This window comes from Streptomyces sp. NPDC015032, assembly GCF_043080425.1.
Taxonomy (GTDB): Bacteria; Actinomycetota; Actinomycetes; order Streptomycetales; family Streptomycetaceae; genus Streptomyces.
This window is the reverse complement of sequence record NZ_JBIBVN010000004.1, coordinates 128,839-151,803: the sequence shown is the minus strand read 5'-3', so window position 1 is coordinate 151,803 and position 22,965 is coordinate 128,839. Positions and strand designations below refer to the sequence as shown.

The following is a 22,965-nucleotide window of genomic DNA, read 5'->3' as shown; positions in this document are numbered from 1 at the left end:
CCGATGAAGCAAGGCGTACAGAACCACTCCACAGGAGGACCCAGTGGCGAAGGCGAAGTTCGAGCGGACTAAGCCGCACGTCAACATCGGCACCATCGGTCACATTGACCACGGTAAGACGACCCTCACGGCCGCCATTACCAAGGTGCTGCACGACGCGTACCCGGACCTGAACGAGGCCTCGGCCTTCGACCAGATCGACAAGGCTCCCGAGGAGCGCCAGCGCGGTATCACCATCTCGATCGCGCACGTCGAGTACCAGACGGAGCAGCGTCACTACGCGCACGTCGACTGCCCGGGGCACGCCGACTACATCAAGAACATGATCACGGGTGCGGCGCAGATGGACGGCGCCATCCTCGTGGTCGCCGCCACCGACGGCCCGATGCCGCAGACCAAGGAGCACGTGCTCCTGGCCCGCCAGGTCGGCGTTCCGTACATCGTCGTCGCCCTGAACAAGGCCGACATGGTGGACGACGAGGAGATCCTGGAGCTCGTCGAGCTCGAGGTCCGTGAGCTCCTCTCCGAGTACGAGTTCCCGGGCGACGACGTTCCGGTCGTCAAGGTCTCGGCGCTCAAGGCGCTCGAGGGCGACAAGGAGTGGGGCCAGTCCGTCCTCGACCTGATGAAGGCCGTCGACGAGGCTATCCCGCAGCCCGAGCGTGACGTCGACAAGCCGTTCCTGATGCCGATCGAGGACGTCTTCACGATCACCGGTCGTGGCACCGTCGTCACCGGTCGTATCGAGCGTGGTGTCCTGAAGGTCAACGAGACCGTCGACATCGTCGGTATCAAGACCGAGAAGACCACCACCACGGTCACCGGCATCGAGATGTTCCGCAAGCTGCTCGACGAGGGCCAGGCCGGTGAGAACGTCGGTCTGCTCCTCCGTGGCATCAAGCGCGAGGACGTCGAGCGCGGCCAGGTCATCATCAAGCCCGGTTCGGTCACGCCGCACACCGAGTTCGAGGCCCAGGCCTACATCCTGTCGAAGGACGAGGGTGGCCGTCACACCCCGTTCTTCAACAACTACCGCCCGCAGTTCTACTTCCGTACCACGGACGTGACGGGCGTTGTGACCCTTCCCGAGGGCACCGAGATGGTCATGCCGGGCGACAACACCGTCATGAACGTCGCGCTGATCCAGCCGGTCGCCATGGAAGAGGGCCTGAAGTTCGCCATCCGTGAGGGTGGCCGGACCGTGGGCGCCGGCCAGGTCACCAAGATCGTCAAGTAATTACCTGACTGTCTGACCTGGTTGCTCCGCACAGAGCACCAAGAAGGGCCCCGGCCCGCCGCGCGAGCGGTGGACCGGGGCCCTTCGGCATGTGGTGCGGCCGGGGGAAAACCCCTTCCGGGAGAGGGGGCTCTCAGGGGCGCCAGAGCCAGGGCAGGGCGTCGGGCCCCAGGGCCACCACCGTCGGCCGCCCGCCCTTCCCTACGTGCAGGGCCGGGCTGTCCAGCGCCACCGGTCCCTGTCTCCGTACGGAGGTCCCCGTGGGCGTACGGAGCTGGATCAGGCCCTTGGCGGTGCGGCCGAGCAGCACCGGTCCGCTCGGTGACCCCGCGGCGGACACCGGTCCGTACCCGTCGAAGCCCTTCCGGTCCGCGACCAGCCGCCCGTACCCGTCGATGCCGGTCTCCGCAGCCGTCTCCCCGGTCCGTACGGTCGTCAGAGCGGCCTTCGCGGCCGCGCGGTAGAACAGCTCGACGGTCCCGCCCGTCCCGGGCAGCGCGGCCGGGCCGTCGCCGGGCACCGGTACCCCGCCGATCTGGGTGTGCGCGGTGACCGGGTCGCCGGGCGCGTCCTGCGTCCAGTGATGCACCGCGAACCGGCCCGCCGCGAAGACATGGACACACCCCGCGTCGTCCACCACGGCATTCAGCCCGTCCTGGACCTCGCCGCCGCCCATGTCCCGCCACCCGCTCCACCGACCCGCCGTGTCCCGTACCCGGGTGCTGAGGCCCTTCTCCGCGTTCCGTACGAAGAGATGGATCCGCCCGTCGGGAGCGGCGACCGCGACCGGGACGCCGATCCGGCGCCCGGCGTCCTCGTTCCGCTCAGGGTTGCCCAGCCCCTGCCAGGCACGGAAGTCGCCGCCGGGGGAGTGCTGTTCCAGCACGACGATCTCGCGTTCGTTGTCCCCGCCGCGTCCACCGAGCGCGGCGAACCGCAGCCCGAAGAGCAGCTGCCGCCCGTCCGGCAGGAGTGCGCCGCCCAGGACCGGCGCGAGCGGGCCGCCGCCGAGGTCGTCCGGCGTGCGCCACATCCCGCTGCCCGGCGCGCTCTCGCGCCAGCGCACCGCCCGCAGCCCCAGCACCCCGTACGCGACGAGCCGGCCGTCCGGGCCGGTGGCGACGACGGGCCGTGGGCCCGGGTAGCGGTAGTGGGTGGCCCGTACCCAGCCCTTCCGGTTGGTCAGCGGTCGGTTGCCGCCCACGCCGTAGTCCCCGCAGCCCGCCGGGTTGCCGCACTGCCATTCGGCCGAGCCCCCGTACGGCACCAGGTGCGATGCCTTCTCGGCCAGCACGGCGGGCGGCAGGTTCTTGGGCCAGTGCCGGTTGTAGTAGGCCCGGAACGCCGTGGTGGCGAAGCTCGGCACGCCGCCGCCCACGGCGGTGGTCCGGGCCACCCATCGGATCAGTGCCGTCCAGGTGAACAACGCCGCCGCGGTGTGGTCGGGGTGGTCGGAGTAGCCCTTCTGCTCGCTGTCCCGTCGCCGGACGAGCTCGCTGCTGTGCTGGATGTCGGGGTCCGGGTCCAGGGTGTGCACGATGCTCGGCCGATATCGGTCGAACAGCCCCTCCAGGACGTCGATGAGCCCGTCGTAGGTGTACGAACCCGCTTTCTGGAGCGGAGAGTTGTCGGCTACGACGGTGGGCAGGGCGAGCCGCCGGTCCTGCCAGAGGCTGGGCAGCCCGAGGCGCCCGTACGAGGTGTGCATGGCGGTGTTGATGAAGATCAGCTCGACCCTGTGGCCGCCGTTTCCGAGGCGGTTGATCTCGGCGCGATGGTTGCCATGGAGATCGATGACGGACTTCTGCCACTCCGTGAACCTGCCGAGGCCGAGCAGCGTCGCGTACGCCTGGCGGAGCCCCTGGTGACGAGAGGAGGAGTACGCCGCCTTGTCGGGGGCGGGCAGTGGCCGGCCGGGGACGCGGTTGACGCCGTTGGCCTCGCCCGCGGTCAGATAGACGCAGACCAGCGGTGTCCCGGCGTCGAGGGCCTGCTGGGTGTCCGGGTTCATGAAGTACAGGTCGTCGTCCGGATGGGCGAGGATCTGCATCATCAGGGCCGGGTGCGAGGCGCTGATCGGCAGGCCGGGCATCGGATCGGCGGTGGGGTTGCGGCGGCGGGGCGAGGCGGGCACGGTGCAGGCGCCGAGGACCGCCAGGCTCATCGCACCGGCCGCCGCCAGCAGGGTGCGCCGCGACACTCCCGTGCGAGATGCGCGCAGCGCAGGTTCGTCCGTCACACCGTGCTCCGTCCACTTCCCCCGCAGCGGGCGGCTGTGCGGCCCTGCGCTGCGTATCGGTCCCGTGCAGACCGCGGCGGGGGGTGCGCCGCGGCTGCGGGGGGATAGACGGAGATTCCCGGGGGTGGGTTGCCTGGGCTGCTACGGGTGCGGCCCGGGCGGGCAGGCCGGTGTCGCCGAGGACTGCCCACTCCGTCATCCGCCGACGGCGACGGCCCCACGACGTACCGCGGCCCGCGTCCTGCTCCGGCCCTTGGACGTGGGGGCCGGTGAACGGGATGCGGGCCTGTGGGTGGACGGGGCGCAGCCACCGGGACGAGCTACCCCTCGGTGAAGATCTCCTCGGCAGAGGTGGCGGTGACGGCTCGCATGAGCCACTGGCGCAGAGTCTCGGGGTCGCCGCAATCAGTGATCCGCTCGCGAACCTTGTCGGGAACGGTGATGCCGCGCTGTTCCAGCACGAGCAGGATGTCCTCGGATCGGCCTTGCACGCGGCCTTCGTCCCGGATTTCTTCCGACATGAAGGACTTGTAGAAAGAGAGGTCCACGGCCACCAGATTCCTCCACTGTTGTGCGGCTGGGCGGTTGCCCAGGCCTTGTGCGGTGAGTTCGACGAGGGGGTCGGCGATTGTTTCCGGTGTGTCCCGTAGTGCTGCGGACAGGGTTTTCAGTATGGCATCGACGTCCGGATTGTCGGCGTGTGTGATGGCGGCCAGGGTGGCGAGTGCGAGGTCTTTGCGGGCTTCGGTCACGTCGGTGATGACTGGCATGTTGTGCGGGCCTGCGACGAGGGGGTTCAGGGTGAGTGTCTGCCATTGGCGGATGCCGATGGAGATGGGGCGTGCGGCCCATTCGGCGGTGGTGTGGTCCTGGCAGACGACGAGTAACAGGGTGGGCAGTCCGTATCTGTTGTGGAGGTAGCTGACGTAGTAGGGCCAGCTGGTGGTTTTGCGGGGGTCCTTCTTGCCTTGGGCTTCGATGGCGAGGAGGAAGGGTCCGTCGTGTTCTGTTTCGATGCGCAGGAGGGTGTCCACCCGGCGTTCGACGGGGCGGGCTTCGGTGAGGTCGGTGGGCAGGGTGGTGGCTGAGGTGGGTGGTGGGATGTCGATTCCGAGCGCCTCGGAGACGCGGGAGAAGAGTCCGGGGTATTCCTGGAAGATGCGGTGCATTGCCTCGTGGGGCGAGCTGACCATGGAGGTCCGTTCGGGTTGAGTGGTGTTTCCGTCAGGCGGCTGTGTGGAGGTCTGACCGGCAGTCGCGGCAGTCGCGGCAGTGGCCGGGGTGGCGGGAGCGGAAGGCGCGGTTGCAGCGGTCGCAGTTCTGGAGCGGGACGACGGCGGTGTTGCGGTGTGGGGGTGAGAGCTCCTCGGTGTTTGGCAGTGGTGGTGGCAGGCGCGCCGTGATCCGGTGGCGGAGGAACTTGGCCGGGTGCTTCAGGGGGTTCGGGAGATCGGCGGTGAGGGCGTGGCGGATGGTGTCGGGGTGGGCGTCGTGTTCGAGCCAGGTGGCGACGCCGGGGGCGAGGGTGCGGATGTCGTGTTCGGAGAGGACGAGTTGAGGTGCGTGGCGGCGTAGGTCGGCGAGGAGGGCGGTGGCCGCGCGCTGGAGCTCCGGTGTGAGCTCTTGGGGTTGGGGGAGCGGGGGTGGCGGTGTGGTGCGCGCGGCGGCGGCCGGTACGAGGACGGGGGCGGGCAGCGGCAGCGCCTGCGGTTGCGGTGTGGGTGCCGGGGTGGGGCGCCGTTCGGGGGCGGTTTCGCGTGGTGGCTGTGGTGTGGGCAGCGGGGTTGCCGGTTTGCTGCGCCTGGTCCGTGGCTGCGCCGCTGCGGCGGTGGACGCGTTGGCACTCGGCTGGTTGTACGAGACGGTGCGGGTGACGATGCGGCCGTCGGGAAGGCGTTCGCGGCTGCGGTGGAGGTAGCCGTGGGCTTCGAGTTCGCGCAGGGCGGCGGCGATGCGGGTCTCGCTCTCGGGGAAGCGTTCGGCGAGGCGCTTGATGCCGATCCTGGCTCCGGCGGGGAGCGACTGGATGTGGGCGGCGAGCCCGATCGCGGCGAGGGAGAGCCCGCGGTGCTGGGTGAGGTGGTTGCCGATGACGGTGAAGCCTGCGGCATGCCGGAAGTTGACGTGGACGACGCCGGATGACGGTGTGGGGTCTCCGGGTACGGGGGACGGGGCGCATGGGGGCGCGGTAATCTGCGGGGTATCCATCGGGAAGCCCTTACTTCCTCGGTGGTCAGGCCCCCGGTTGAGAGTGCGAATCTCGGTCGGGGGCCGTCGCATGTCTGGAGTTGTCGCGGCGAGCATATGCCAGCCAACCCGCATGAAATCCAGCCCAGTTGCCCCATGTCACCCGAGTGAGTGACGGGGGTGGGTTTGGGTGGGGAGGGTAATTTCTCCAGGTTCTTTAAAGCTTTATGCGTCGTGGAGCGCGGGGACGTGGTTCACCGGGTCGTGGGTTTCCGCGACCCGGTGGAGCGGACGCGGTACGAGGTCGAGTTCGGCCCAGATCGTCTTGCGCGGGACGGGTCCCACGTCGATGCCCCAGCGGTCGGCGAGTGCCTCGACGATCAGCAGACCGCGCCCGTTCTCCGCGTACTGGTCGGGCGTGGAAACGGCGGGCAGTTGCTCGCCCCGGGTGTCGGTCACCTCGATCCGCAGGAGCTCGTCGCGGTGGGCGGTGAGGGCGAGTTGGAAGTCCCGGCCCGGTACGTGGCCGTGGACGGCGGCGTTGGCGGCCAGCTCGGCAACGATGTGCGCGGCCGGTTCGCAGACGATCCCCCAATCGCCCAGATATGCCGTGGCCAGGAGGCGGGCGAGTCTGGCGCCCCGGCGGGTGGGGGAGAGCAGCACCGTGAACTGGCGGGTGGGAGCGGAATGTTCGGTTCGGGTGATTTCTTGGGTCACGTCTCTCAGCGTGGCCGGGCGTACGTACCGTGAAGAGCAACGAGCCCCTTGCGTACGGTGATTGTCCCGTGCTTGTCCAGTGCTGTCCCGGCTGTCCGGGGTGACGTGTTGGGGACACCAGGGGTTGAGCCAAGAACGGCAAAACGCGTCGGAAGTGGGGCACGGATGAGCGTGGATGAGACCGGTACGGAGCGCGGTGACGGCGGGGCGGACGAGCCGGGTTGGGATGTCGATCCCGATGACGAGTCGGGGGCGGCCGTGGTTGCGGCGGTGGGGCGCCAGATCAAGGCGTGGCGGGAGGCGGCCGGGCTGCGGGCCGGCGAGTTCGGGGCCGCGATCGGGTACGGGGAGGATCAGGTCTACAAGGTGGAGGGTGGCCGCCGCATCCCCCGGCCGGAGCTGCTGGACAGGGCGGACGAGGTGCTGGGGGCGGGCGGGAAGATCGCCGCGATGAAGCTGGACGTGGCGGAGGTCCGGTACCCGAAGAAGATCAGGGATCTGGCGAGCGTGGAAGCGAAGGCGGTCGAGATCGCGGCCTATGTGGCGCACGGCCTGCACGGGCTGTTGCAGACTCCCGGCCATGCGCGGGCACTGTTCGAGGCCAGGCAGCCCGCGTACTCGCAGGACGAGGTGGAACGGATGGTGGCCGCGCGTATGGCCCGGCAGTCGATCTTCGAGCGGTCGCCCGGACCTGCTCTCAGTTTCGTCCAGGAGGAGTCGGCGCTCAGACGGCCCATTGGGGGCACGATGGAGTGGCGGCGGCAGCTCGAACGTCTGCTGGAGATCGGGCAATTGCGCAACGTCACCCTTCAAGTGATGCCCACCCACCGCGAGGCGCATCCTGGCATGGACGGAGACATCGACGTGCTGAAGTTCAAGGACGGTACAGCGGTGGGGCGTTCGCACGGAGCGTTCGGTGGGCGCCGGGTGACCGATGCGAAACAACTCCGTATCCTCGAACTGCGGTATGGCATCATCCGGGCCGAGGCTCTCACGCCCCGAGAGACTCTGGCCCTCATCGAGCGAGTGCTGGGAGAGACATGATCCGCAGGACTTCCACGCAGGACGTTTCCGAGTCGGCCTGGTTCAAGAGCAGCTACAGCAGCAACGGTAACGAAGGTGACTGCGTCGAGGTCGCGGTGGCCCCCGAAGCGGTGCTCGTGCGTGACTCCAAGAACGCGCAGGGGGCCCGGCTCGCCTTCGCGTCAGATGCGTGGGCTGGCTTCGTCTCGTACGCCGCCGGGCGCTGATCCCGTTCGTACGCTCGCCCTCGCCCTGGGCAAACGCCTGGGCGAGGGCGAGTTGCTGTCAGAAGATCCCGTCCTGGACGCCGTTCTCACCGCGGAGCGGGTGACCTCGGTGACCACCCAAGGGCGATTTCGTACGGTGACGAGCTGGCCATGAGCCGGAGCGGCACCGTCCGAATCGATTTCAGTCCAGTCTGTTCCCACGGCCATGTCCGTCATCGATCGCACTCCCGCGGTACGGGAGGGGCCGTCGACCAGTCCATCAGAGGGCGAACGCCGGGTCTCCGGTCGGCCGGAGAGCGGACAGTTCCACCCGGGTCAGCGAGGCGTCCGGGATGCCGCGCAAGAGCTCCGCCTCGATCTCCGCCAGCCGGTGCCTGCCGGGCGGCGTGGTGCCCAGCCGATCGCGTATCCCGCCAGATCGTCGGCGGTGAGCGGGCGCGGCCAGATACGGGAGTCCGGGGCGCCCGCCTGCGCCTCCTGGCGCTGGACGGCACGCAGTTCGACGTGCCGGACTCGGTGAGCAACGGCAACACGTTCGACGGTCCCTCCACAGGCGGGACGCCGTTCGGCGCGGTCTGGCCGGGACTGGCCCCGAGCGATCAAGAAGCCGATGCGGTGGCCGATCTTGAGGACTCGGAGCGGCCGCAGCAAGGTCGACCGGGGCGATGGGCACACAACCAGACCACCAAACAGCGCAAACACCGGGGCGCCGGCAGACCCGTGCCTCGCGCTCAGCCGCCTTGACCTCCTTACAGCTGGTCCCCCGTGCTGGCTCGTTCTGGAGGATGCGGCCCGCCACCGTCCTTGATGTCCGTCTCGCAGGTTCGTCCGTCGTAGGACTGGTCATTGGGAATCAATAGCACTCCGGCAACCTGCTCAGGGTGCTCGACGGCCAGCCAGTCGTCGCCCGTGAGGGCACCATCCGGCCCGAACGCCTGGGACGAATAAACCGTCTGACACCCCAACGCCATGCGCTCATTGTCGACCGCGCAGGCATCCACTGCAGGGCCGGATCTCTCGTCGGCGCCGTCGAAGCGGTAGTGGAAGTGGACCCGGTCACCTTCGGAGCGCACTTGCGGGTGGGGCTCAAGGCGCCAGTCAACGACCTCGGCGGTTACACCGAGAGGCTGCCCAGATGTGTCCTCGACCTGCACCCTGGCACCGGCCTCACTGCGCTCCGCCGTCGTGTCGGTGCAGTGCCAGAGTGAAGAGCAGCCGGACAGGGCGAGAACCACCAGAGCCAACGGGGCACCGGCAAGTACCCGTGCGGGGAACACTGAAATGACCTCCGGTCGGGTGGGGCGGAGCAGTGTATCCCGGGGCCTGGCAGCTGCGGGTTATGGCGACGAGCGCCTGCGGCGGCGAAGCCGAAGCGCAGAGGAGCCCTGTGAACTGGGCGGGCGCGTAAAGCAACTGCATTGGCGCCGACGCGTCCTCGGGCACCTGCGTCCAGGCCCCGGCCGGTCCGGAGAACGCGTGCGGCGTACGAGAGGTGAAGTACGGGGACGGCAGCCTGCGCCGGGTGCGTACCCGCCCCGCATCCGTCGCGTCGATCCGGTCCACGCCCGAGGACCGGTCTCATACCACCTCGCCGTCCGCCTCGAAGAACAGCACCCGGTGCCAGGGAATGTCCCCGCCGGGCGTGAACCGGGGCAGCGGCACCCGCTTGGGCACGGTCCCGCGCTGCGCGACGCCCAGCACGAAGCGCGCCGGGTCGAACCGGGAGTCCCAGCGGACCCGGTGGTAGATCTCCTCGCTGGTACGCATTCTCCGCCTCGTCGACCAGGGCCACGGCATGGGTGAGCAGGGCGTCCCTGCGCCGGGCGACCGCGTGCACCAGGGAGCGCTGGTGCACGTTGAGCGAGGTGGCGTCCCAGACGACCGTGGAGCCCGCAGCTAGAGCCGCGTCCAGCCGGTCAAGCCCCTCCGCGCAGCACCTCTCCGTTGGCCTTCTGGTCGGCGCGCGAGCCCCTGGCCTGGCGCAGGTCGTCGAGCGAGAGGTACGTGTCGGTGCCGGGCAGGGCGCGGGCGAAGGTGCTCTTGCCGCTGCCGGACGGGCCGATCAGGTGGACGAGGCGAGGGAAGTGCCCGGTCCGCCAGCGCCAGGTCGCGGCGACGGCCTCCTCGGCGGTGGTGACCCGGCCCAGCGCGTACGCCTCACGGGCCTGCGCCCGGCAGCGGTCGGCGGCCGCGGGCTCCAGATCGGCGAATGCCTCGCGCAGCCCGTCCGGTTCCCGTACGTCCTCCGCGTGCAGCGCCGACCACGCCACCTGCTCGCGCGCCCCGTCGGTGTCGGCCACCGCGGCGGCCAGGGCGTGCAGCAGCGGCAGATCGGCGGCGAACGACATCCGGACCAGGCCGGTCCGGCGCTCCTCGTCCGGGTACGGGCGGAGCAGTGCGGGGTGCAGGCCGACGAGATCCGCGATGCGCCGGGCCAGTGGCATCCCCAGCGTCCCCGCCAGCGCGGGCATCAGCTCCGTACGCCGTCCGCGGTGCAGCAGCGCGGCCAGTACGCCGGTCAGCCGGTCGTCGCTGGTCCGGCCCGACGCGTCGAGGGAATCGCCTATCGCCACGGCAGCCCTGGCGTCCCCCGGTGCCGCACCCGTCGCGGCGGCCAGTGCCGCCGCGTCGACCGGTGCCCCCGACCGTACGGCCCACAGGGCGGCGGCCGGGCCGAGCCCGTTCTCCACGACGGAGGCGTGCATCCAGTGCGTACTGGTCCGTACGTGGCCGGGCCGCACCCACTTCGCCACCTGGCGCCCGAAGTCCGGTGCGTCGAAGCCGTCGGCGGGCCGTACGACGACGGCGTGCCCGGCCGGTCACTGTAGGGGCGGGGTCGTACGGCGCTCGACCGAATTACGATGAGCGGTGCCCGGCACTGCTCCCGCTGCGCGCCCGCGTTTGACCGAGCGGTCACGCGGGGTAAGATTCTCGGCCCGATTGGCCAGGCTCACACCCCGTGTGGCACACTGCTCAGGTTGCTCGGTTGAGTGTCAATGCTGCGCGCCTCCCGCCGGGAGGACCGGAAGCGAGTCCCACAGTACTCGTCGACCCCATGCGGGTCGGACGTACGGGAATCTTCCGGGAAGCGTCAGTGGGGCACCGGCCAGGCACCCGGTGGGTGTTCCGCCCCCGGTCTCGCGGTCCTCGGGCCCGCACCCCCTTGGTTGGGAAATCCTTCGGGAGATCTGCGTAGAGGGGATGCGACACGCCCGACCGCGTGGGTCGGAGACGGAGTCCTGAGAACCCCCGGGTTCCAGAGCGTTACGAGAGACAGGACTACTAGTAGCCATGGCGGGACAGAAGATCCGCATCCGGCTCAAGGCCTACGACCACGAGGTCATCGACTCCTCGGCGAAGAAGATCGTCGAGACGGTGACCCGCACTGGTGCGTCGGTCGCGGGCCCGGTGCCGCTGCCCACTGAGAAGAACGTGTACTGCGTCATCAAGTCGCCGCACAAGTACAAGGACTCGCGCGAGCACTTCGAGATGCGCACGCACAAGCGCCTCATCGACATCCTCGACCCCACGCCGAAGACGGTTGACTCGCTGATGCGTCTCGACCTGCCGGCGGGCGTCGACATCGAGATCAAGCTCTGAGGTGACGCGCGAGATGGCTAAGAACATTAAGGGCGTCCTGGGCGAGAAGCTCGGCATGACCCAGGTCTGGGACGAGAACAACCGGGTCGTCCCGGTGACCGTCGTCAAGGCCGGGCCCTGCGTCGTCACCCAGGTCCGCACCAATGACAGCGACGGCTACGAGGCGGTCCAGATCGCCTTCGGCGAGATCGACCCGCGCAAGGTGAACAAGCCCCTCAAGGGCCACTTCGCCAAGGCCGACGTGACCCCGCGCCGCCACCTGGTGGAGCTCCGCACCCCTGACGCCAGCGAGTACACGTTGGGCCAGGAGGTTACTGCCGAGGTGTTCGAGTCCGGCGTCAAGGTTGACGTCACGGGCAAGAGCAAGGGCAAGGGCTTCGCCGGTGTGATGAAGCGTCACAACTTCAAGGGTGGCAAGGCGTCCCACGGTGCCCACCGTGTGCACCGCATGCCCGGATCCATCGGTGGCTGTGCCACCCCCGGCCGTGTCTTCAAGGGCATGCGCATGGCGGGTCGCATGGGCAACGAGCGTGTCACCACCCAGAACCTGACCATCCACGCGGTTGACGCGGAGAAGGGTCTGCTCCTCATCAAGGGCGCAGTCCCCGGTCCGAACGGCGGCCTCGTCCTGGTCCGTACCGCGGCCAAGGGGGCTTGAGGTAATGAGCACCATTGACATCCTTTCGCCGGCAGGCGACAAGGCCGGTACCGTCGAGCTCCCCTCGGAGATCTTCGACGCGAAGACCAGCGTTCCGCTGATCCACCAGGTCGTTGTCGCTCAGCTGGCTGCTGCCCGCCAGGGCACGCACAAGACCAAGACCCGCGGCGAAGTCCGTGGTGGTGGCCGCAAGCCGTACCGCCAGAAGGGCACCGGCCGCGCGCGCCAGGGTTCGACCCGTGCGCCGCAGTTCGCCGGCGGTGGCGTCGTCCACGGCCCGCAGCCGCGTGACTACTCGCAGCGGACCCCGAAGAAGATGAAGGCCGCCGCCCTGCGCGGTGCCCTCTCCGACCGGGCACGCCACTCCCGTATCCACGTCGTCACCGGCGTGGTCGACGGTGCAGTCTCCACGAAGGCCGCGAAGACGCTGTTCGGCAAGATCTCGGAGCGCAAGAACCTGCTCCTGGTCGTCGACCGTGCCGACGAGGCCGCGTGGCTGTCCGCCCGCAACCTGCCCCAGGTGCACATCCTGGAGCCGGGCCAGCTGAACACGTACGACGTGATCGTCTCTGACGACGTGGTCTTCACCCAGGCCGCCTTCGAGTCCTTCGTGTCTGGCCCCCAGACCGCTGAGACCGAAGGGAGCGACGCCTGATGAGCGAGGCGACCGTTACCAGCAAGACGTACTCGGACCCGCGCGACGTTCTCGTCAAGCCGGTTGTGTCCGAGAAGAGCTACGCGCTGCTCGACGAGAACAAGTACACGTTCATCGTCGCGCCCGGCTCCAACAAGACCCAGATCAAGCAGGCCGTGGAAGCGGTCTTCTCGGTCAAGGTCACCGGGGTCAACACGATCAACCGGCAGGGTAAGCGCAAGCGCACCAAGACCGGTTTCGGCAAGCGCGCCGACACGAAGCGCGCCATCGTGACCCTCGCCGAGGGCGACCGTATCGACATCTTCGGCGGTCCGACCGCCTAAGGGCGGTCTGGATCGTCCGGAATCGGACGAGGACTGAGAAATGGGTATCCGCAAGTACAAGCCGACGACCCCGGGCCGTCGTGGCTCCAGCGTCGCCGACTTTGTCGAGATCACGCGGTCCACGCCGGAGAAGTCGCTGGTCCGCCCCCTGCACAGCAAGGGCGGCCGTAACAACGCCGGTCGTGTGACCGTTCGCCACCAGGGCGGTGGCCACAAGCGCGCCTACCGCGTGATCGACTTCCGTCGTCACGACAAGGACGGCGTGCCGGCCAAGGTCGCGCACATCGAGTACGACCCGAACCGCACCGCGCGCATCGCGCTCCTGCACTACGCGGACGGCGAGAAGCGCTACATCATCGCGCCGCGTGGCCTGTCGCAGGGTGACCGTGTCGAGAACGGCCCGGCCGCCGACATCAAGCCCGGCAACAACCTGGCGCTGCGCAACATCCCGGTCGGTACGACCCTCCACGCCATCGAGCTGCGGCCCGGCGGCGGCGCGAAGTTCGCCCGTTCCGCGGGTGCCTCCGTGCAGCTGCTGGCGAAGGAGGGCACCATGGCCCACCTTCGTATGCCGTCGGGTGAGATCCGCCTGGTCGACGCCCGCTGCCGCGCCACGATCGGTGAGGTCGGCAACGCCGAGCAGTCGAACATCAACTGGGGCAAGGCCGGCCGCATGCGCTGGAAGGGCGTCCGCCCGACCGTCCGTGGTGTCGCGATGAACCCGGTTGACCACCCGCACGGTGGTGGTGAGGGCAAGACCTCCGGTGGTCGCCACCCGGTCTCGCCGTGGGGTCAGAAGGAGGGTCGTACTCGTTCGCCGAAGAAGGCATCGAACAAGTACATCGTCCGCCGCCGCAAGACGAACAAGAAGCGCTAGGAGCGGGTTTAGATGCCGCGCAGTCTCAAGAAGGGGCCCTTCGTCGACGGCCACCTCATCAAGAAGGTGGACGTACAGAACGAGGCAGGCACCAAGAACGTCATCAAGACCTGGTCCCGTCGCTCGATGATCGTCCCGGCCATGCTGGGTCACACCATCGCGGTGCACAACGGCAAGATCCACGTCCCGGTGTTCGTCACCGAGTCGATGGTCGGCCACAAGCTCGGCGAGTTCTCGCCGACTCGCACCTTCCGCGGCCACGTCAAGGACGACCGGAAGTCGAAGCGCCGCTAACCGCGGGGTGGAAACGACTATGACTTACACCGAAGGGACAACCATGGAAGCCAGGGCCCAGGCGCGGTACATCCGCGTCACGCCCATGAAGGCCCGCCGCGTGGTGGACCTCATCCGTGGCATGGATGCCACGGAGGCTCAGGCGGTCCTGCGTTTCGCCCCGCAGGCCGCGAGCGTGCCGGTTGGCAAGGTGCTGGACAGCGCCATCGCCAACGCCGCACACAACTACGACCACACCGACGCCTCTTCGCTGGTCATCAGCGAGGCGTACGTGGACGAGGGCCCGACCCTGAAGCGGTTCCGTCCGCGTGCTCAGGGCCGTGCCTACCGGATCCGTAAGCGGACCAGCCACATCACCGTGGTCGTCAGCAGCAAGGAAGGAACCCGGTAATGGGCCAGAAGGTAAACCCGCACGGGTTCCGGCTCGGCATCACCACGGACTTCAAGTCCCGCTGGTACGCCGACAAGCTGTACAAGGACTACGTCAAGGAAGACGTCGCCATTCGTCGCATGATGACGAAGGGCATGGAGCGGGCCGGCATCTCGAAGGTCGAGATCGAGCGCACCCGCGACCGCGTCCGCGTTGACATCCACACCGCCCGCCCGGGCATCGTCATCGGCCGCCGCGGCGCCGAGGCCGACCGCATCCGTGGCGAGCTGGAGAAGCTGACCGGCAAGCAGGTCCAGCTGAACATCCTCGAGGTCAAGAACCCCGAGGTGGACGCTCAGCTGGTGGCCCAGGCCGTCGCCGAGCAGCTCTCCTCCCGCGTCTCCTTCCGTCGTGCCATGCGCAAGAGCATGCAGAGCTCGATGAAGGCCGGCGCCAAGGGCATCAAGATCCAGTGCGGTGGCCGCCTCGGCGGCGCCGAGATGTCCCGCTCGGAGTTCTACCGCGAGGGCCGTGTGCCCCTGCACACGCTCCGCGCGAACGTCGACTACGGCTTCTTCGAGGCCAAGACGACCTTCGGCCGCATCGGCGTGAAGGTCTGGATCTACAAGGGCGACGTCAAGAACATCGCCGAGGTCCGCGCCGAGAACGCCGCTGCCCGCGCCGGCAACCGCCCGGCCCGTGGCGGCGCTGACCGCCCGGCCGGCCGCGGTGGCCGTGGTGGCGAGCGTGGCGGTCGCGGTCGCAAGCCGCAGCAGCAGTCGGCTCCGGCTGCCGAGGCCCCCAAGGCCGAGGCTCCCGCCGCTGCCGCTCCGGCTGCCGAGAGCACCGGAACGGAGGCCTGACCGAAATGCTGATCCCCCGTAGGGTCAAGCACCGCAAGCAGCACCACCCGAAGCGCAGCGGTATGTCCAAGGGTGGCACGCAGGTTGCGTTCGGCGAGTACGGCATCCAGGCGCTGACCCCGGCGTACGTGACGAACCGTCAGATCGAGGCAGCTCGTATCGCGATGACCCGTCACATCAAGCGTGGCGGCAAGGTCTGGATCAACATCTACCCGGACCGTCCCCTGACGAAGAAGCCGGCCGAGACCCGCATGGGTTCCGGTAAGGGTTCTCCCGAGTGGTGGATCGCGAACGTCAAGCCGGGTCGGGTGATGTTCGAGCTGTCCTACCCGAACGAGAAGATTGCTCGTGAGGCGCTCACCCGCGCAGCTCACAAGCTTCCGATGAAGTGCCGCATCGTTCGGCGCGAGGCAGGTGAGGCGTGATGTCGGCCGGAACCAAGGCGTCCGAGCTGCGCGAGCTGGGCAACGAGGAGCTGCTCAACAAGCTCCGCGAGGCCAAGGAAGAGCTGTTCAACCTCCGCTTCCAGGCGGCGACGGGACAGCTCGAGAACCACGGCCGGCTCAAGTCCGTCCGTAAGGACATCGCCCGGATCTACACCCTGATGCGCGAGCGCGAGCTGGGCATCGAGACGGTGGAGAGCGTCTGATGAGCGAGAAGACTGTGACTGAGACGACTGCAAGCAAGAGCGACGCTGTCGCGGGCGACCGCGGTTTCCGCAAGACCCGTGAGGGTCTGGTCGTCAGCGACAAGATGGACAAGACCGTCGTCGTCGCTGTCGAGGACCGTGTCAAGCACGCGCTGTACGGCAAGGTCATCCGCCGTACGAACAAGCTCAAGGCGCACGACGAGCAGAACGCCGCAGGCGTCGGCGACCGCGTCCTCCTGATGGAGACCCGGCCGCTGTCCGCCACGAAGCGGTGGCGCGTCGTCGAGATCCTCGAGAAGGCCAAGTAATTCCTGAGGGGCATTCCCCTCGGGCAGGTTCCGCCAGGCTCGGCGGGGAGTTTCGTGAAGCACTCACGGAACTCCCCGCCGGGAACCGGCAGACGATCAGGAGATAGACGTGATCCAGCAGGAGTCGCGACTTCGCGTCGCCGACAACACGGGTGCGAAGGAAATCCTCACCATCCGTGTTCTCGGTGGTTCGGGTCGCCGCTACGCGGGCATCGGTGACGTCATCGTCGCCACCGTCAAGGACGCGATCCCCGGTGGCAACGTGAAGAAGGGTGACGTCGTCAAGGCCGTCATCGTTCGCACCGTCAAGGAGCGTCGCCGTCAGGATGGCTCGTACATCCGCTTCGACGAGAACGCCGCCGTCATTCTGAAGAACGACGGTGACCCCCGCGGCACCCGCATCTTCGGCCCGGTGGGCCGGGAACTGCGCGAGAAGAAGTTCATGAAGATCATCTCGCTCGCGCCGGAGGTGCTGTAAGCATGAAGATCAAGAAGGGCGACCTGGTACAGGTCATCACCGGTAAGGACAAGGGCAAGCAGGGCAAGGTCATCGTGGCCTACCCCGCTCAGGACCGCGTCCTCGTCGAGGGTGTCAACCGGGTCAAGAAGCACACCAAGGCCGGCCAGACCGCTCGCGGTTCGCAGACCGGTGGCATCGTCACGACCGAGGCCCCCATCCACGTGAGCAACGTTCAGCTCGTCGTGGAGAAGGACGGCAACAAGGTCGTCACGCGCGTCGGTTACCGCTTCGACGACGAAGGCAACAAGATCCGCGTTGCCAAGCGGACGGGTGAGGACATCTGATGGCTACCACCACCACTCCGCGTCTGAAGACGAAGTACCGCGAGGAAATCGCCGGCAAGCTGCGTGAGGAGTTCTCCTACGAGAACGTCATGCAGATCCCCGGCCTGATCAAGATCGTGGTCAACATGGGTGTGGGCGACGCCGCCCGCGACTCCAAGCTGATCGACGGCGCCGTGCGCGACCTCACCACGATCACCGGCCAGAAGCCGGCCGTCACCAAGGCCCGCAAGTCCATCGCGCAGTTCAAGCTGCGCGAGGGCCAGCCGATCGGCTGCCACGTCACCCTGCGCGGTGACCGGATGTGGGAGTTCCTGGACCGTACGCTGTCGCTCGCGCTGCCGCGTATCCGTGACTTCCGTGGTCTGTCGCCGAAGCAGTTCGACGGCCGTGGCAACTACACCTTCGGTCTCACGGAGCAGGTCATGTTCCACGAGATCGACCAGGACAAGATCGACCGGGTCCGGGGCATGGACATCACCGTGGTCACCACGGCGACCAATGACGACGAGGGTCGTGCCCTCCTTCGTCACCTCGGCTTCCCGTTCAAGGAGAACTGACCGTGGCGAAGAAGGCTCTGATCGCTAAGGCCGCCCGTAAGCCGAAGTTCGGCGTTCGCGGGTACACCCGCTGCCAGCGCTGCGGCCGGCCCCACTCCGTCTACCGCAAGTTCGGCCTGTGCCGCGTGTGCCTTCGTGAGATGGCTCACCGCGGCGAGCTGCCGGGCGTGACCAAGAGCTCCTGGTAATTCTCCTTCGCCCTCCGGGCGTTGGGAATTGACGGAAGCTCTCGGTAAGCATCTGGTCGGCAGGAGCCCGCCCTCACATGCCGTAGGCTTGTGGGGTTGGGCGCCTGCCGCCCAAGACCGACTTACTACGCCGTAGGTCCCCGCACCGCACCCGTCCCGCCACTGAGTGGGGAGAGGGATGGCGCATACAGGAAACCCCGGCGAGAGAGGCCGAAGGCCAATTCATGACCATGACTGATCCCATCGCAGACATGCTCACGCGTCTGCGCAACGCGAACTCGGCGTACCACGACTCCGTCGTGATGCCGCACAGCAAGATCAAGTCGCACATCGCGGAGATCCTCCAGCAGGAGGGCTTCATCACCGGCTGGAAGGTCGAGGACGCCGAGGTCGGCAAGAACCTCGTCCTGGAGCTGAAGTTCGGCCCGAACCGCGAGCGTTCGATCGCCGGCATCAAGCGCATCTCGAAGCCGGGTCTGCGTGTGTACGCAAAGTCCACCAACCTGCCGAAGGTCCTCGGCGGCCTGGGCGTGGCGATCATCTCCACGTCCCACGGTCTCCTGACCGGCCAGCAGGCCAGCAAGAAGGGCGTAGGTGGGGAAGTCCTCGCCTACGTCTGGTAGTCGGGAACGGAGGAATAGCTCATGTCGCGAATCGGCAAGCTCCCCATCCAGGTTCCCGCCGGTGTGGACGTCACCATCGATGGCCGCACGGTCGCGGTGAAGGGCCCCAAGGGCACCCTCACGCACACCGTCGCGTCGCCGATCGAGGTCACCAAGGGCGAGGACGGCTTCCTCAGCGTCACCCGCCCGAACGACGAGCGTCAGAACAAGGCCCTTCACGGCCTGTCCCGCACGCTGGTGGCGAACATGATCACCGGTGTGACCCAGGGATACACCAAGGCGCTCGAGATCAGCGGTGTCGGTTACCGCGTCCAGGCGAAGGGCTCCAACCTGGAGTTCGCCCTGGGCTACAGCCACCCGATCCTGATCGAGGCACCGGAGGGCATCACCTTCAAGGTGGAGTCCCCCACGAAGTTCTCGGTCGAGGGCATCGACAAGCAGAAGGTCGGCGAGACCGCGGCCAAGATCCGCAAGCTGCGGAAGCCTGACCCGTACAAGGCCAAGGGCGTCAAGTACGCCGGCGAGGTCATCCGCCGCAAGGTCGGAAAGGCTGGTAAGTAGCCATGGCATACGGCGTGAAGATCGCCAAGGGCGACGCCTACAAGCGTGCCGCCCTCAAGCGTCGCCACATCCGTGTCCGCAAGCACATCTCCGGTTCGCCGGAGCGTCCGCGCTTGGTCGTGACGCGGTCCAACCGCCACATGGTCGCTCAGGTCATCGACGACATCGCGGGCCACACGCTCGCGTCGGCGTCGACCCTGGACGTCTCCATCCGTGGTGGCGAGGGCGACAAGAGCACCCAGGCCAAGCAGGTCGGCGCCCTGGTCGCTGAGCGCGCCAAGGCCGCAGGCGTCGAGGCCGTCGTGTTTGACCGCGGTGGTAACCAGTACGCCGGGCGGATTGCCGCTCTGGCTGACGCCGCCCGTGAAGCCGGGCTGAAGTTCTAAGCCCCGGTTCCTACGCACAGCGGACGTAACAGAGAGAGGTAAATCCAATGGCTGGACCCCAGCGCCGCGGAAGCGGTGCCGGTGGCGGCGAGCGGCGGGACCGGAAGGGCCGTGACGGCGGCGCAGCTGCCGCCGAGAAGACCGCGTACGTTGAGCGCGTCGTCGCGATCAACCGCGTCGCCAAGGTTGTGAAGGGTGGTCGTCGCTTCAGCTTCACCGCGCTGGTCGTGGTGGGCGATGGTGACGGCACCGTCGGTGTCGGCTACGGCAAGGCCAAGGAAGTTCCCGCGGCCATCGCCAAGGGCGTGGAAGAAGCCAAGAAGAACTTCTTCAAGGTTCCGCGTATCCAGGGCACCATTCCTCACCCGATCCAGGGCGAGAAGGCTGCGGGCGTCGTCCTGCTGAAGCCTGCTTCCCCCGGTACCGGTGTGATCGCCGGTGGCCCGGTGCGCGCCGTTCTGGAGTGCGCCGGCGTTCACGACATCCTGTCGAAGTCGCTCGGCTCCGACAACGCGATCAACATCGTGCACGCGACCGTGGAGGCCCTCAAGGGCCTGCAGCGTCCCGAGGAGATCGCGGCCCGCCGCGGTCTGCCGCTCGAGGACGTCGCCCCCGCGGCCCTGCTGCGTGCGCGTGCGGGAGCGGGTGCGTAATGGCTCGCCTCAAGATCACGCAGACGAAGTCGTACATCGGCAGCAAGCAGAACCACCGCGACACCCTGCGTTCGCTCGGGCTCAAGCGCCTGAACGACGTGGTTGTCAAGGAGGACCGTCCCGAGTTCCGCGGCATGGCTCACACCGTCCGCCACCTCGTGACGGTTGAGGAGGTCGACTGACATGGCGGAGAACAAGCCGCTGAAGGCCCATGACCTCCGGCCCGCCCCGGGCGCCAAGACCGCCAAGACCCGTGTGGGTCGTGGTGAGGCGTCCAAGGGTAAGACCGCCGGTCGTGGCACCAAGGGCACCAAGGCCCGCTACCAGGTTCCGGAGCGCTTCGAGGGTGGCCAGATGCCCCTCCACATGCGCCTCCCGAAGCTCAAGGGCTTCAAGAACCCGTTCCGCACCGAGTACCAGGTCGTGAACCTGGACAAGCTCGCGACGCTCTACCCCGAGGGTGGAGAGGTCACCGTGGCCGACCTGGTCGCCAAGGGTGCGGTGCGCAACAACCACCTCGTCAAGGTCCTCGGACAGGGCGAGATCTCCGTGGCGCTGCAGGTTTCGGTTGACGCCGTCTCCGGCTCCGCCAAGGAGAAGATTGCCGCCGCCGGCGGCACCGTCACCGAGCTCGTCTGAGACAACTCGATGGCCTGAACATCCGACCGGGGATGCCTCTCATTTGGGGCATCCCCGGTTGGTCGTTCCTAGGGGGGCATGGTCGCCGGTAAGGTGGCGTGCGTTGTTGTGTGGTAACCCCCTGGGCTCCCGCCCGGGGATCTTTGACCGTTACGTATTCGTCGATCCTCAAGACCGTCACCTCTACGCATTGCGCGGGGGTCGCAGGAGGCACCGTGCTCACCGCGTTCGCCCGGGCGTTCAAGACGCCCGACCTGCGCAAGAAGCTGCTCTTCACGCTCGGCATCATCGTGATCTACCGGCTCGGGGCACACATCCCCGTACCGGGAGTGAGCTACGAGAACGTCCAGATGTGTGTTGATCAGGCCAGCAAGGGCAACAACAGCCTCTTCGGCCTGGTGAACATGTTCAGCGGTGGTGCACTGCTGCAGATCACGATCTTCGCGCTCGGCATCATGCCGTACATCACGGCCAGCATCATTCTTCAGCTGCTGACCGTGGTCATTCCCCGACTCGAGGCGCTCAAGAAGGAGGGGCAGTCCGGCCAGGCCAAGATCACGCAGTACACGCGTTATCTGACCGTCGCACTCGCCATCCTCCAGGGCACCGGCCTGGTGGCCACCGCCACCAGTGGCGCACTGTTCAGCGGCTGCCCGGTCGCCGACCAGATCGTGCCGAACCAGTCGATCTTCACCACGATCGTCATGGTGATCACCATGACCGCGGGTACCGCCGCCGTCATGTGGCTCGGTGAGCTCATCACCGACCGCGGCATCGGCAACGGCATGTCGATCCTGATGTTCATCTCGATCGCCGCCAGCTTCCCCGGCGCCCTGTGGGCCATCAAGACCAGCGGCAAGCTGGCCGACGGCTGGATCGAGTTCGGCACCGTCATCCTGATCGGCTTCGTGATGGTGGGCCTCGTCGTCTTCGTCGAGCAGGCCCAGCGCCGTATCCCGGTGCAGTACGCGAAGCGCATGATCGGCCGCAGGTCGTACGGCGGCACCTCGACGTACATTCCGCTGAAGGTGAATCAGGCGGGTGTGATCCCCGTCATCTTCGCTTCTTCGCTGCTCTACATCCCGGCCCTGATCGTCCAGTTCTCCAATTCCACCGCGGGCTGGGCGACCTGGATCAAGGACAACTTCGTCAAGGGCGACCACCCGTACTACATCACCGCGTACTTCCTGTTGATCGTCTTCTTCGCCTTCTTCTATGTGGCGATTTCGTTCAACCCCGAGGAAGTCGCGGACAACATGAAGAAGTATGGTGGGTTCATCCCGGGTATCCGGGCTGGTCGACCTACTGCCGAGTACCTGAGCTACGTGCTCAACAGGATCACTTGGCCGGGCTCGCTGTACTTGGGTCTGATCGCTCTTGTGCCGACGATGGCGTTGGCCGGCTTCGGTGGTGCGAACGCCAACTTCCCGTTCGGCGGGACGAGCATCCTGATCATCGTGGGTGTGGGGCTGGAGACCGTGAAGCAGATCGAGAGTCAGCTCCAGCAGCGCAATTACGAAGGGTTCCTCCGCTGATGCGAATCGTCCTCGTCGGGCCGCCCGGTGCCGGCAAGGGAACGCAGGCTGCGTACCTTGCCAAGAACCTGTCGATTCCGCAGATCTCCACGGGCGATCTCTTCCGCGCCAACATCAGCCAGGGCACCGACCTTGGCAGGCAGGCCCGCGCCTACATGGACGCGGGGCAGTTGGTACCGGACGAGGTCACCATCGGGATGGCCAAGGACCGCATGTCCCAGCCCGACGCCGAGAACGGCTTCCTGCTGGACGGCTTCCCCCGCAATGTGGGACAGGCCGAGGCCCTTGACGCCATGCTCAAGGACGAGGGCACCAAGCTGGACGCCGTCCTGGACCTGGAGGTCCCCGAGGACGAGGTGGTCAAGCGCATCGCGGGCCGCCGGATCTGCCGGAACGACGGGTCGCACGTCTTCCATGTGGCGTACAACCCGCCGAAGACCGAGGGTGTCTGCGACACCTGCGGCGGCGAGCTGTTCCAGCGCGACGACGACACCGAGGACACGGTTCGTACCCGGCTGGAGGTCTACCACACGCAGACCGAGCCGATCATCGACTACTACCGGGCCCAGAACCTGGTGGTCACCATCTCGGCGCTCGGCAAGGTCACCGACGTGACCGAGCGGGCGATGGAAGCCCTCAAGTCCGACAAGGGCTGAGCGCAACTCCCGCAGTACTCCTGCAGTCGGGCGCGGCGGCCCAGGGGGGCGCGGCCGACAGCATGCGCCGGATCGTTTTGTAAGCCGCAGCCACCCGTCGCTGCAGTCCCACCGCGAGATGGCCCCCCCCCCAGGT

31 protein-coding genes and 2 pseudogenes are annotated in these 22,965 nt (G+C 67.6%); 26 read left to right on the top strand and 7 right to left on the bottom strand.

The genetic code is table 11. The features are described from left to right. Positions 1–43: 43 nt before the first annotated feature. Positions 44–1,237, top strand: a complete 1,194-nt coding sequence (gene tuf, locus ACF08M_RS09200) for an elongation factor Tu (RefSeq protein WP_392184594.1) — start codon at positions 44–46, stop codon at positions 1,235–1,237. A gap of 133 nt (positions 1,238–1,370) precedes the next feature. Here tuf and ACF08M_RS09195 read toward each other — a convergent pair whose 3' ends face one another. The 4 genes from ACF08M_RS09195 to ACF08M_RS09180 form a co-directional block, all read right to left on the bottom strand. Next, a complete protein-coding gene (locus ACF08M_RS09195) occupies positions 1,371–3,401 on the bottom strand; it encodes a PIG-L family deacetylase (RefSeq protein WP_392184806.1) in 2,031 nt (676 codons plus the stop codon). 395 nt (positions 3,402–3,796) lie between these two features. Beyond that, on the bottom strand, positions 3,797–4,669 hold the full coding sequence (locus ACF08M_RS09190) for a hypothetical protein (RefSeq protein ID WP_392184593.1): 873 nt from the start codon (positions 4,667–4,669) through the stop codon (positions 3,797–3,799). 31 nt (positions 4,670–4,700) lie between these two features. Next, positions 4,701–5,684 (bottom strand): helix-turn-helix domain-containing protein, encoded by a 984-nt coding sequence (locus ACF08M_RS09185; protein ID WP_392184592.1) that lies wholly within the window; start codon positions 5,682–5,684, stop codon positions 4,701–4,703. 204 nt (positions 5,685–5,888) lie between these two features. Next, on the bottom strand, positions 5,889–6,380 hold the full coding sequence (locus tag ACF08M_RS09180) for an ATP-binding protein (RefSeq protein WP_392184591.1): 492 nt from the start codon (positions 6,378–6,380) through the stop codon (positions 5,889–5,891). Between the two features lie 165 nt (positions 6,381–6,545). Between ACF08M_RS09180 and ACF08M_RS09175 the strand changes: the two genes are divergently transcribed. Together ACF08M_RS09175 and ACF08M_RS09170 are read left to right on the top strand one after the other, a co-directional pair. After that, positions 6,546–7,424 carry a helix-turn-helix domain-containing protein gene (locus ACF08M_RS09175; RefSeq protein WP_392184590.1) on the top strand — a complete coding sequence of 293 codons (879 nt, stop codon included), beginning with the start codon at positions 6,546–6,548 and terminating at the stop codon, positions 7,422–7,424. Beyond that, complete coding sequence (locus ACF08M_RS09170; RefSeq protein WP_392184589.1) at positions 7,421–7,630, top strand: DUF397 domain-containing protein; 210 nt, start codon at positions 7,421–7,423, stop codon at positions 7,628–7,630. Before ACF08M_RS09175 ends, ACF08M_RS09170 begins: the two co-directional genes overlap by 4 nt. A 749-nt stretch (positions 7,631–8,379) precedes the next feature. Here the strand turns inward: ACF08M_RS09170 and ACF08M_RS09165 are convergent. The 3 genes and pseudogenes from ACF08M_RS09165 to ACF08M_RS09155 all read right to left on the bottom strand — a co-directional run. Further along, a complete protein-coding gene (locus ACF08M_RS09165) occupies positions 8,380–8,907 on the bottom strand; it encodes a hypothetical protein (protein ID WP_392184588.1) in 528 nt (175 codons plus the stop codon). A gap of 148 nt (positions 8,908–9,055) precedes the next feature. Then, positions 9,056–9,397, bottom strand: a pseudogene (locus ACF08M_RS09160) (DUF504 domain-containing protein); the annotation flags it as partial. Next, a pseudogene (locus tag ACF08M_RS09155) lies at positions 9,360–10,431 on the bottom strand (AAA family ATPase); the annotation flags it as partial. The pseudogenes ACF08M_RS09160 and ACF08M_RS09155, both read right to left, overlap by 38 nt. 490 nt (positions 10,432–10,921) lie before the next feature. Here ACF08M_RS09155 and rpsJ point away from each other — a divergent pair. The 23 genes from rpsJ to ACF08M_RS09040 all read left to right on the top strand — a co-directional run bounded on the left by rpsJ (position 10,922) and on the right by ACF08M_RS09040 (position 22,829). After that, positions 10,922–11,230 (top strand): 30S ribosomal protein S10, encoded by a 309-nt coding sequence (gene rpsJ / locus ACF08M_RS09150; RefSeq protein WP_003948644.1) that lies wholly within the window; start codon positions 10,922–10,924, stop codon positions 11,228–11,230. A gap of 13 nt (positions 11,231–11,243) precedes the next feature. After that, positions 11,244–11,888 (top strand): 50S ribosomal protein L3, encoded by a 645-nt coding sequence (gene rplC / locus ACF08M_RS09145; protein WP_093897290.1) that lies wholly within the window; start codon positions 11,244–11,246, stop codon positions 11,886–11,888. 4 nt (positions 11,889–11,892) lie between these two features. Beyond that, complete coding sequence (gene rplD, locus ACF08M_RS09140; protein ID WP_093897249.1) at positions 11,893–12,543, top strand: 50S ribosomal protein L4; 651 nt, start codon at positions 11,893–11,895, stop codon at positions 12,541–12,543. Continuing rightward, positions 12,543–12,866 carry a 50S ribosomal protein L23 gene (gene rplW, locus ACF08M_RS09135; RefSeq protein ID WP_093897250.1) on the top strand — a complete coding sequence of 108 codons (324 nt, stop codon included), beginning with the start codon at positions 12,543–12,545 and terminating at the stop codon, positions 12,864–12,866. The genes rplD and rplW overlap by 1 nt, the downstream gene beginning before the upstream one ends. A gap of 40 nt (positions 12,867–12,906) precedes the next feature. Next, positions 12,907–13,743, top strand: a complete 837-nt coding sequence (gene rplB, locus ACF08M_RS09130) for a 50S ribosomal protein L2 (protein WP_392184587.1) — start codon at positions 12,907–12,909, stop codon at positions 13,741–13,743. 12 nt (positions 13,744–13,755) lie between these two features. Continuing rightward, a complete protein-coding gene (gene rpsS / locus ACF08M_RS09125) occupies positions 13,756–14,037 on the top strand; it encodes a 30S ribosomal protein S19 (RefSeq protein ID WP_003966956.1) in 282 nt (93 codons plus the stop codon). 43 nt (positions 14,038–14,080) lie between these two features. Next, on the top strand, positions 14,081–14,428 hold the full coding sequence (rplV, locus tag ACF08M_RS09120) for a 50S ribosomal protein L22 (protein WP_004571827.1): 348 nt from the start codon (positions 14,081–14,083) through the stop codon (positions 14,426–14,428). After that, positions 14,428–15,270 carry a 30S ribosomal protein S3 gene (gene rpsC / locus ACF08M_RS09115; RefSeq protein ID WP_093540760.1) on the top strand — a complete coding sequence of 281 codons (843 nt, stop codon included), beginning with the start codon at positions 14,428–14,430 and terminating at the stop codon, positions 15,268–15,270. Before rplV ends, rpsC begins: the two co-directional genes overlap by 1 nt. A gap of 5 nt (positions 15,271–15,275) precedes the next feature. After that, complete coding sequence (rplP, locus tag ACF08M_RS09110; RefSeq protein ID WP_072485538.1) at positions 15,276–15,695, top strand: 50S ribosomal protein L16; 420 nt, start codon at positions 15,276–15,278, stop codon at positions 15,693–15,695. Continuing rightward, positions 15,695–15,919, top strand: a complete 225-nt coding sequence (rpmC, locus tag ACF08M_RS09105; protein WP_014047786.1) for a 50S ribosomal protein L29 — start codon at positions 15,695–15,697, stop codon at positions 15,917–15,919. Before rplP ends, rpmC begins: the two co-directional genes overlap by 1 nt. Then, on the top strand, positions 15,919–16,227 hold the full coding sequence (gene rpsQ / locus ACF08M_RS09100) for a 30S ribosomal protein S17 (RefSeq protein ID WP_361441421.1): 309 nt from the start codon (positions 15,919–15,921) through the stop codon (positions 16,225–16,227). Before rpmC ends, rpsQ begins: the two co-directional genes overlap by 1 nt. Positions 16,228–16,336: 109 nt before the next feature. Further along, complete coding sequence (gene rplN, locus ACF08M_RS09095) at positions 16,337–16,705, top strand: 50S ribosomal protein L14 (protein ID WP_003966950.1); 369 nt, start codon at positions 16,337–16,339, stop codon at positions 16,703–16,705. Positions 16,706–16,707: 2 nt separating this feature from the next. Continuing rightward, positions 16,708–17,031, top strand: coding sequence for a 50S ribosomal protein L24 (gene rplX / locus ACF08M_RS09090; protein ID WP_003966949.1), 324 nt, complete (start codon positions 16,708–16,710; stop codon positions 17,029–17,031). Further along, a complete protein-coding gene (gene rplE, locus ACF08M_RS09085) occupies positions 17,031–17,588 on the top strand; it encodes a 50S ribosomal protein L5 (RefSeq protein WP_392184586.1) in 558 nt (185 codons plus the stop codon). Before rplX ends, rplE begins: the two co-directional genes overlap by 1 nt. A gap of 2 nt (positions 17,589–17,590) precedes the next feature. Next, positions 17,591–17,776, top strand: coding sequence for a type Z 30S ribosomal protein S14 (locus ACF08M_RS09080; RefSeq protein ID WP_003948630.1), 186 nt, complete (start codon positions 17,591–17,593; stop codon positions 17,774–17,776). Between the two features lie 224 nt (positions 17,777–18,000). Further along, positions 18,001–18,399 (top strand): 30S ribosomal protein S8, encoded by a 399-nt coding sequence (gene rpsH, locus ACF08M_RS09075; protein ID WP_037688013.1) that lies wholly within the window; start codon positions 18,001–18,003, stop codon positions 18,397–18,399. 21 nt (positions 18,400–18,420) lie between these two features. Further along, positions 18,421–18,960, top strand: coding sequence for a 50S ribosomal protein L6 (gene rplF / locus ACF08M_RS09070; RefSeq protein WP_266747962.1), 540 nt, complete (start codon positions 18,421–18,423; stop codon positions 18,958–18,960). A gap of 2 nt (positions 18,961–18,962) precedes the next feature. Continuing rightward, complete coding sequence (gene rplR / locus ACF08M_RS09065) at positions 18,963–19,346, top strand: 50S ribosomal protein L18 (RefSeq protein ID WP_093540756.1); 384 nt, start codon at positions 18,963–18,965, stop codon at positions 19,344–19,346. Positions 19,347–19,393: 47 nt separating this feature from the next. Continuing rightward, positions 19,394–19,999: a 30S ribosomal protein S5 gene (gene rpsE / locus ACF08M_RS09060; RefSeq protein ID WP_072485533.1), complete on the top strand. Its 606-nt coding sequence runs from the start codon at positions 19,394–19,396 to the stop codon at positions 19,997–19,999. After that, positions 19,999–20,181: a 50S ribosomal protein L30 gene (gene rpmD, locus ACF08M_RS09055; RefSeq protein WP_030914154.1), complete on the top strand. Its 183-nt coding sequence runs from the start codon at positions 19,999–20,001 to the stop codon at positions 20,179–20,181. The genes rpsE and rpmD overlap by 1 nt, the downstream gene beginning before the upstream one ends. 1 nt (position 20,182) lies before the next feature. Then, positions 20,183–20,638, top strand: coding sequence for a 50S ribosomal protein L15 (gene rplO, locus ACF08M_RS09050; RefSeq protein WP_018550610.1), 456 nt, complete (start codon positions 20,183–20,185; stop codon positions 20,636–20,638). A 215-nt stretch (positions 20,639–20,853) separates the two neighbouring features. Next, positions 20,854–22,173 (top strand): preprotein translocase subunit SecY, encoded by a 1,320-nt coding sequence (gene secY / locus ACF08M_RS09045; RefSeq protein WP_388583425.1) that lies wholly within the window; start codon positions 20,854–20,856, stop codon positions 22,171–22,173. Next, positions 22,173–22,829, top strand: a complete 657-nt coding sequence (locus ACF08M_RS09040; RefSeq protein WP_392184585.1) for an adenylate kinase — start codon at positions 22,173–22,175, stop codon at positions 22,827–22,829. The genes secY and ACF08M_RS09040 overlap by 1 nt, the downstream gene beginning before the upstream one ends. The last annotated feature ends 136 nt before the right edge of the window (positions 22,830–22,965 follow it).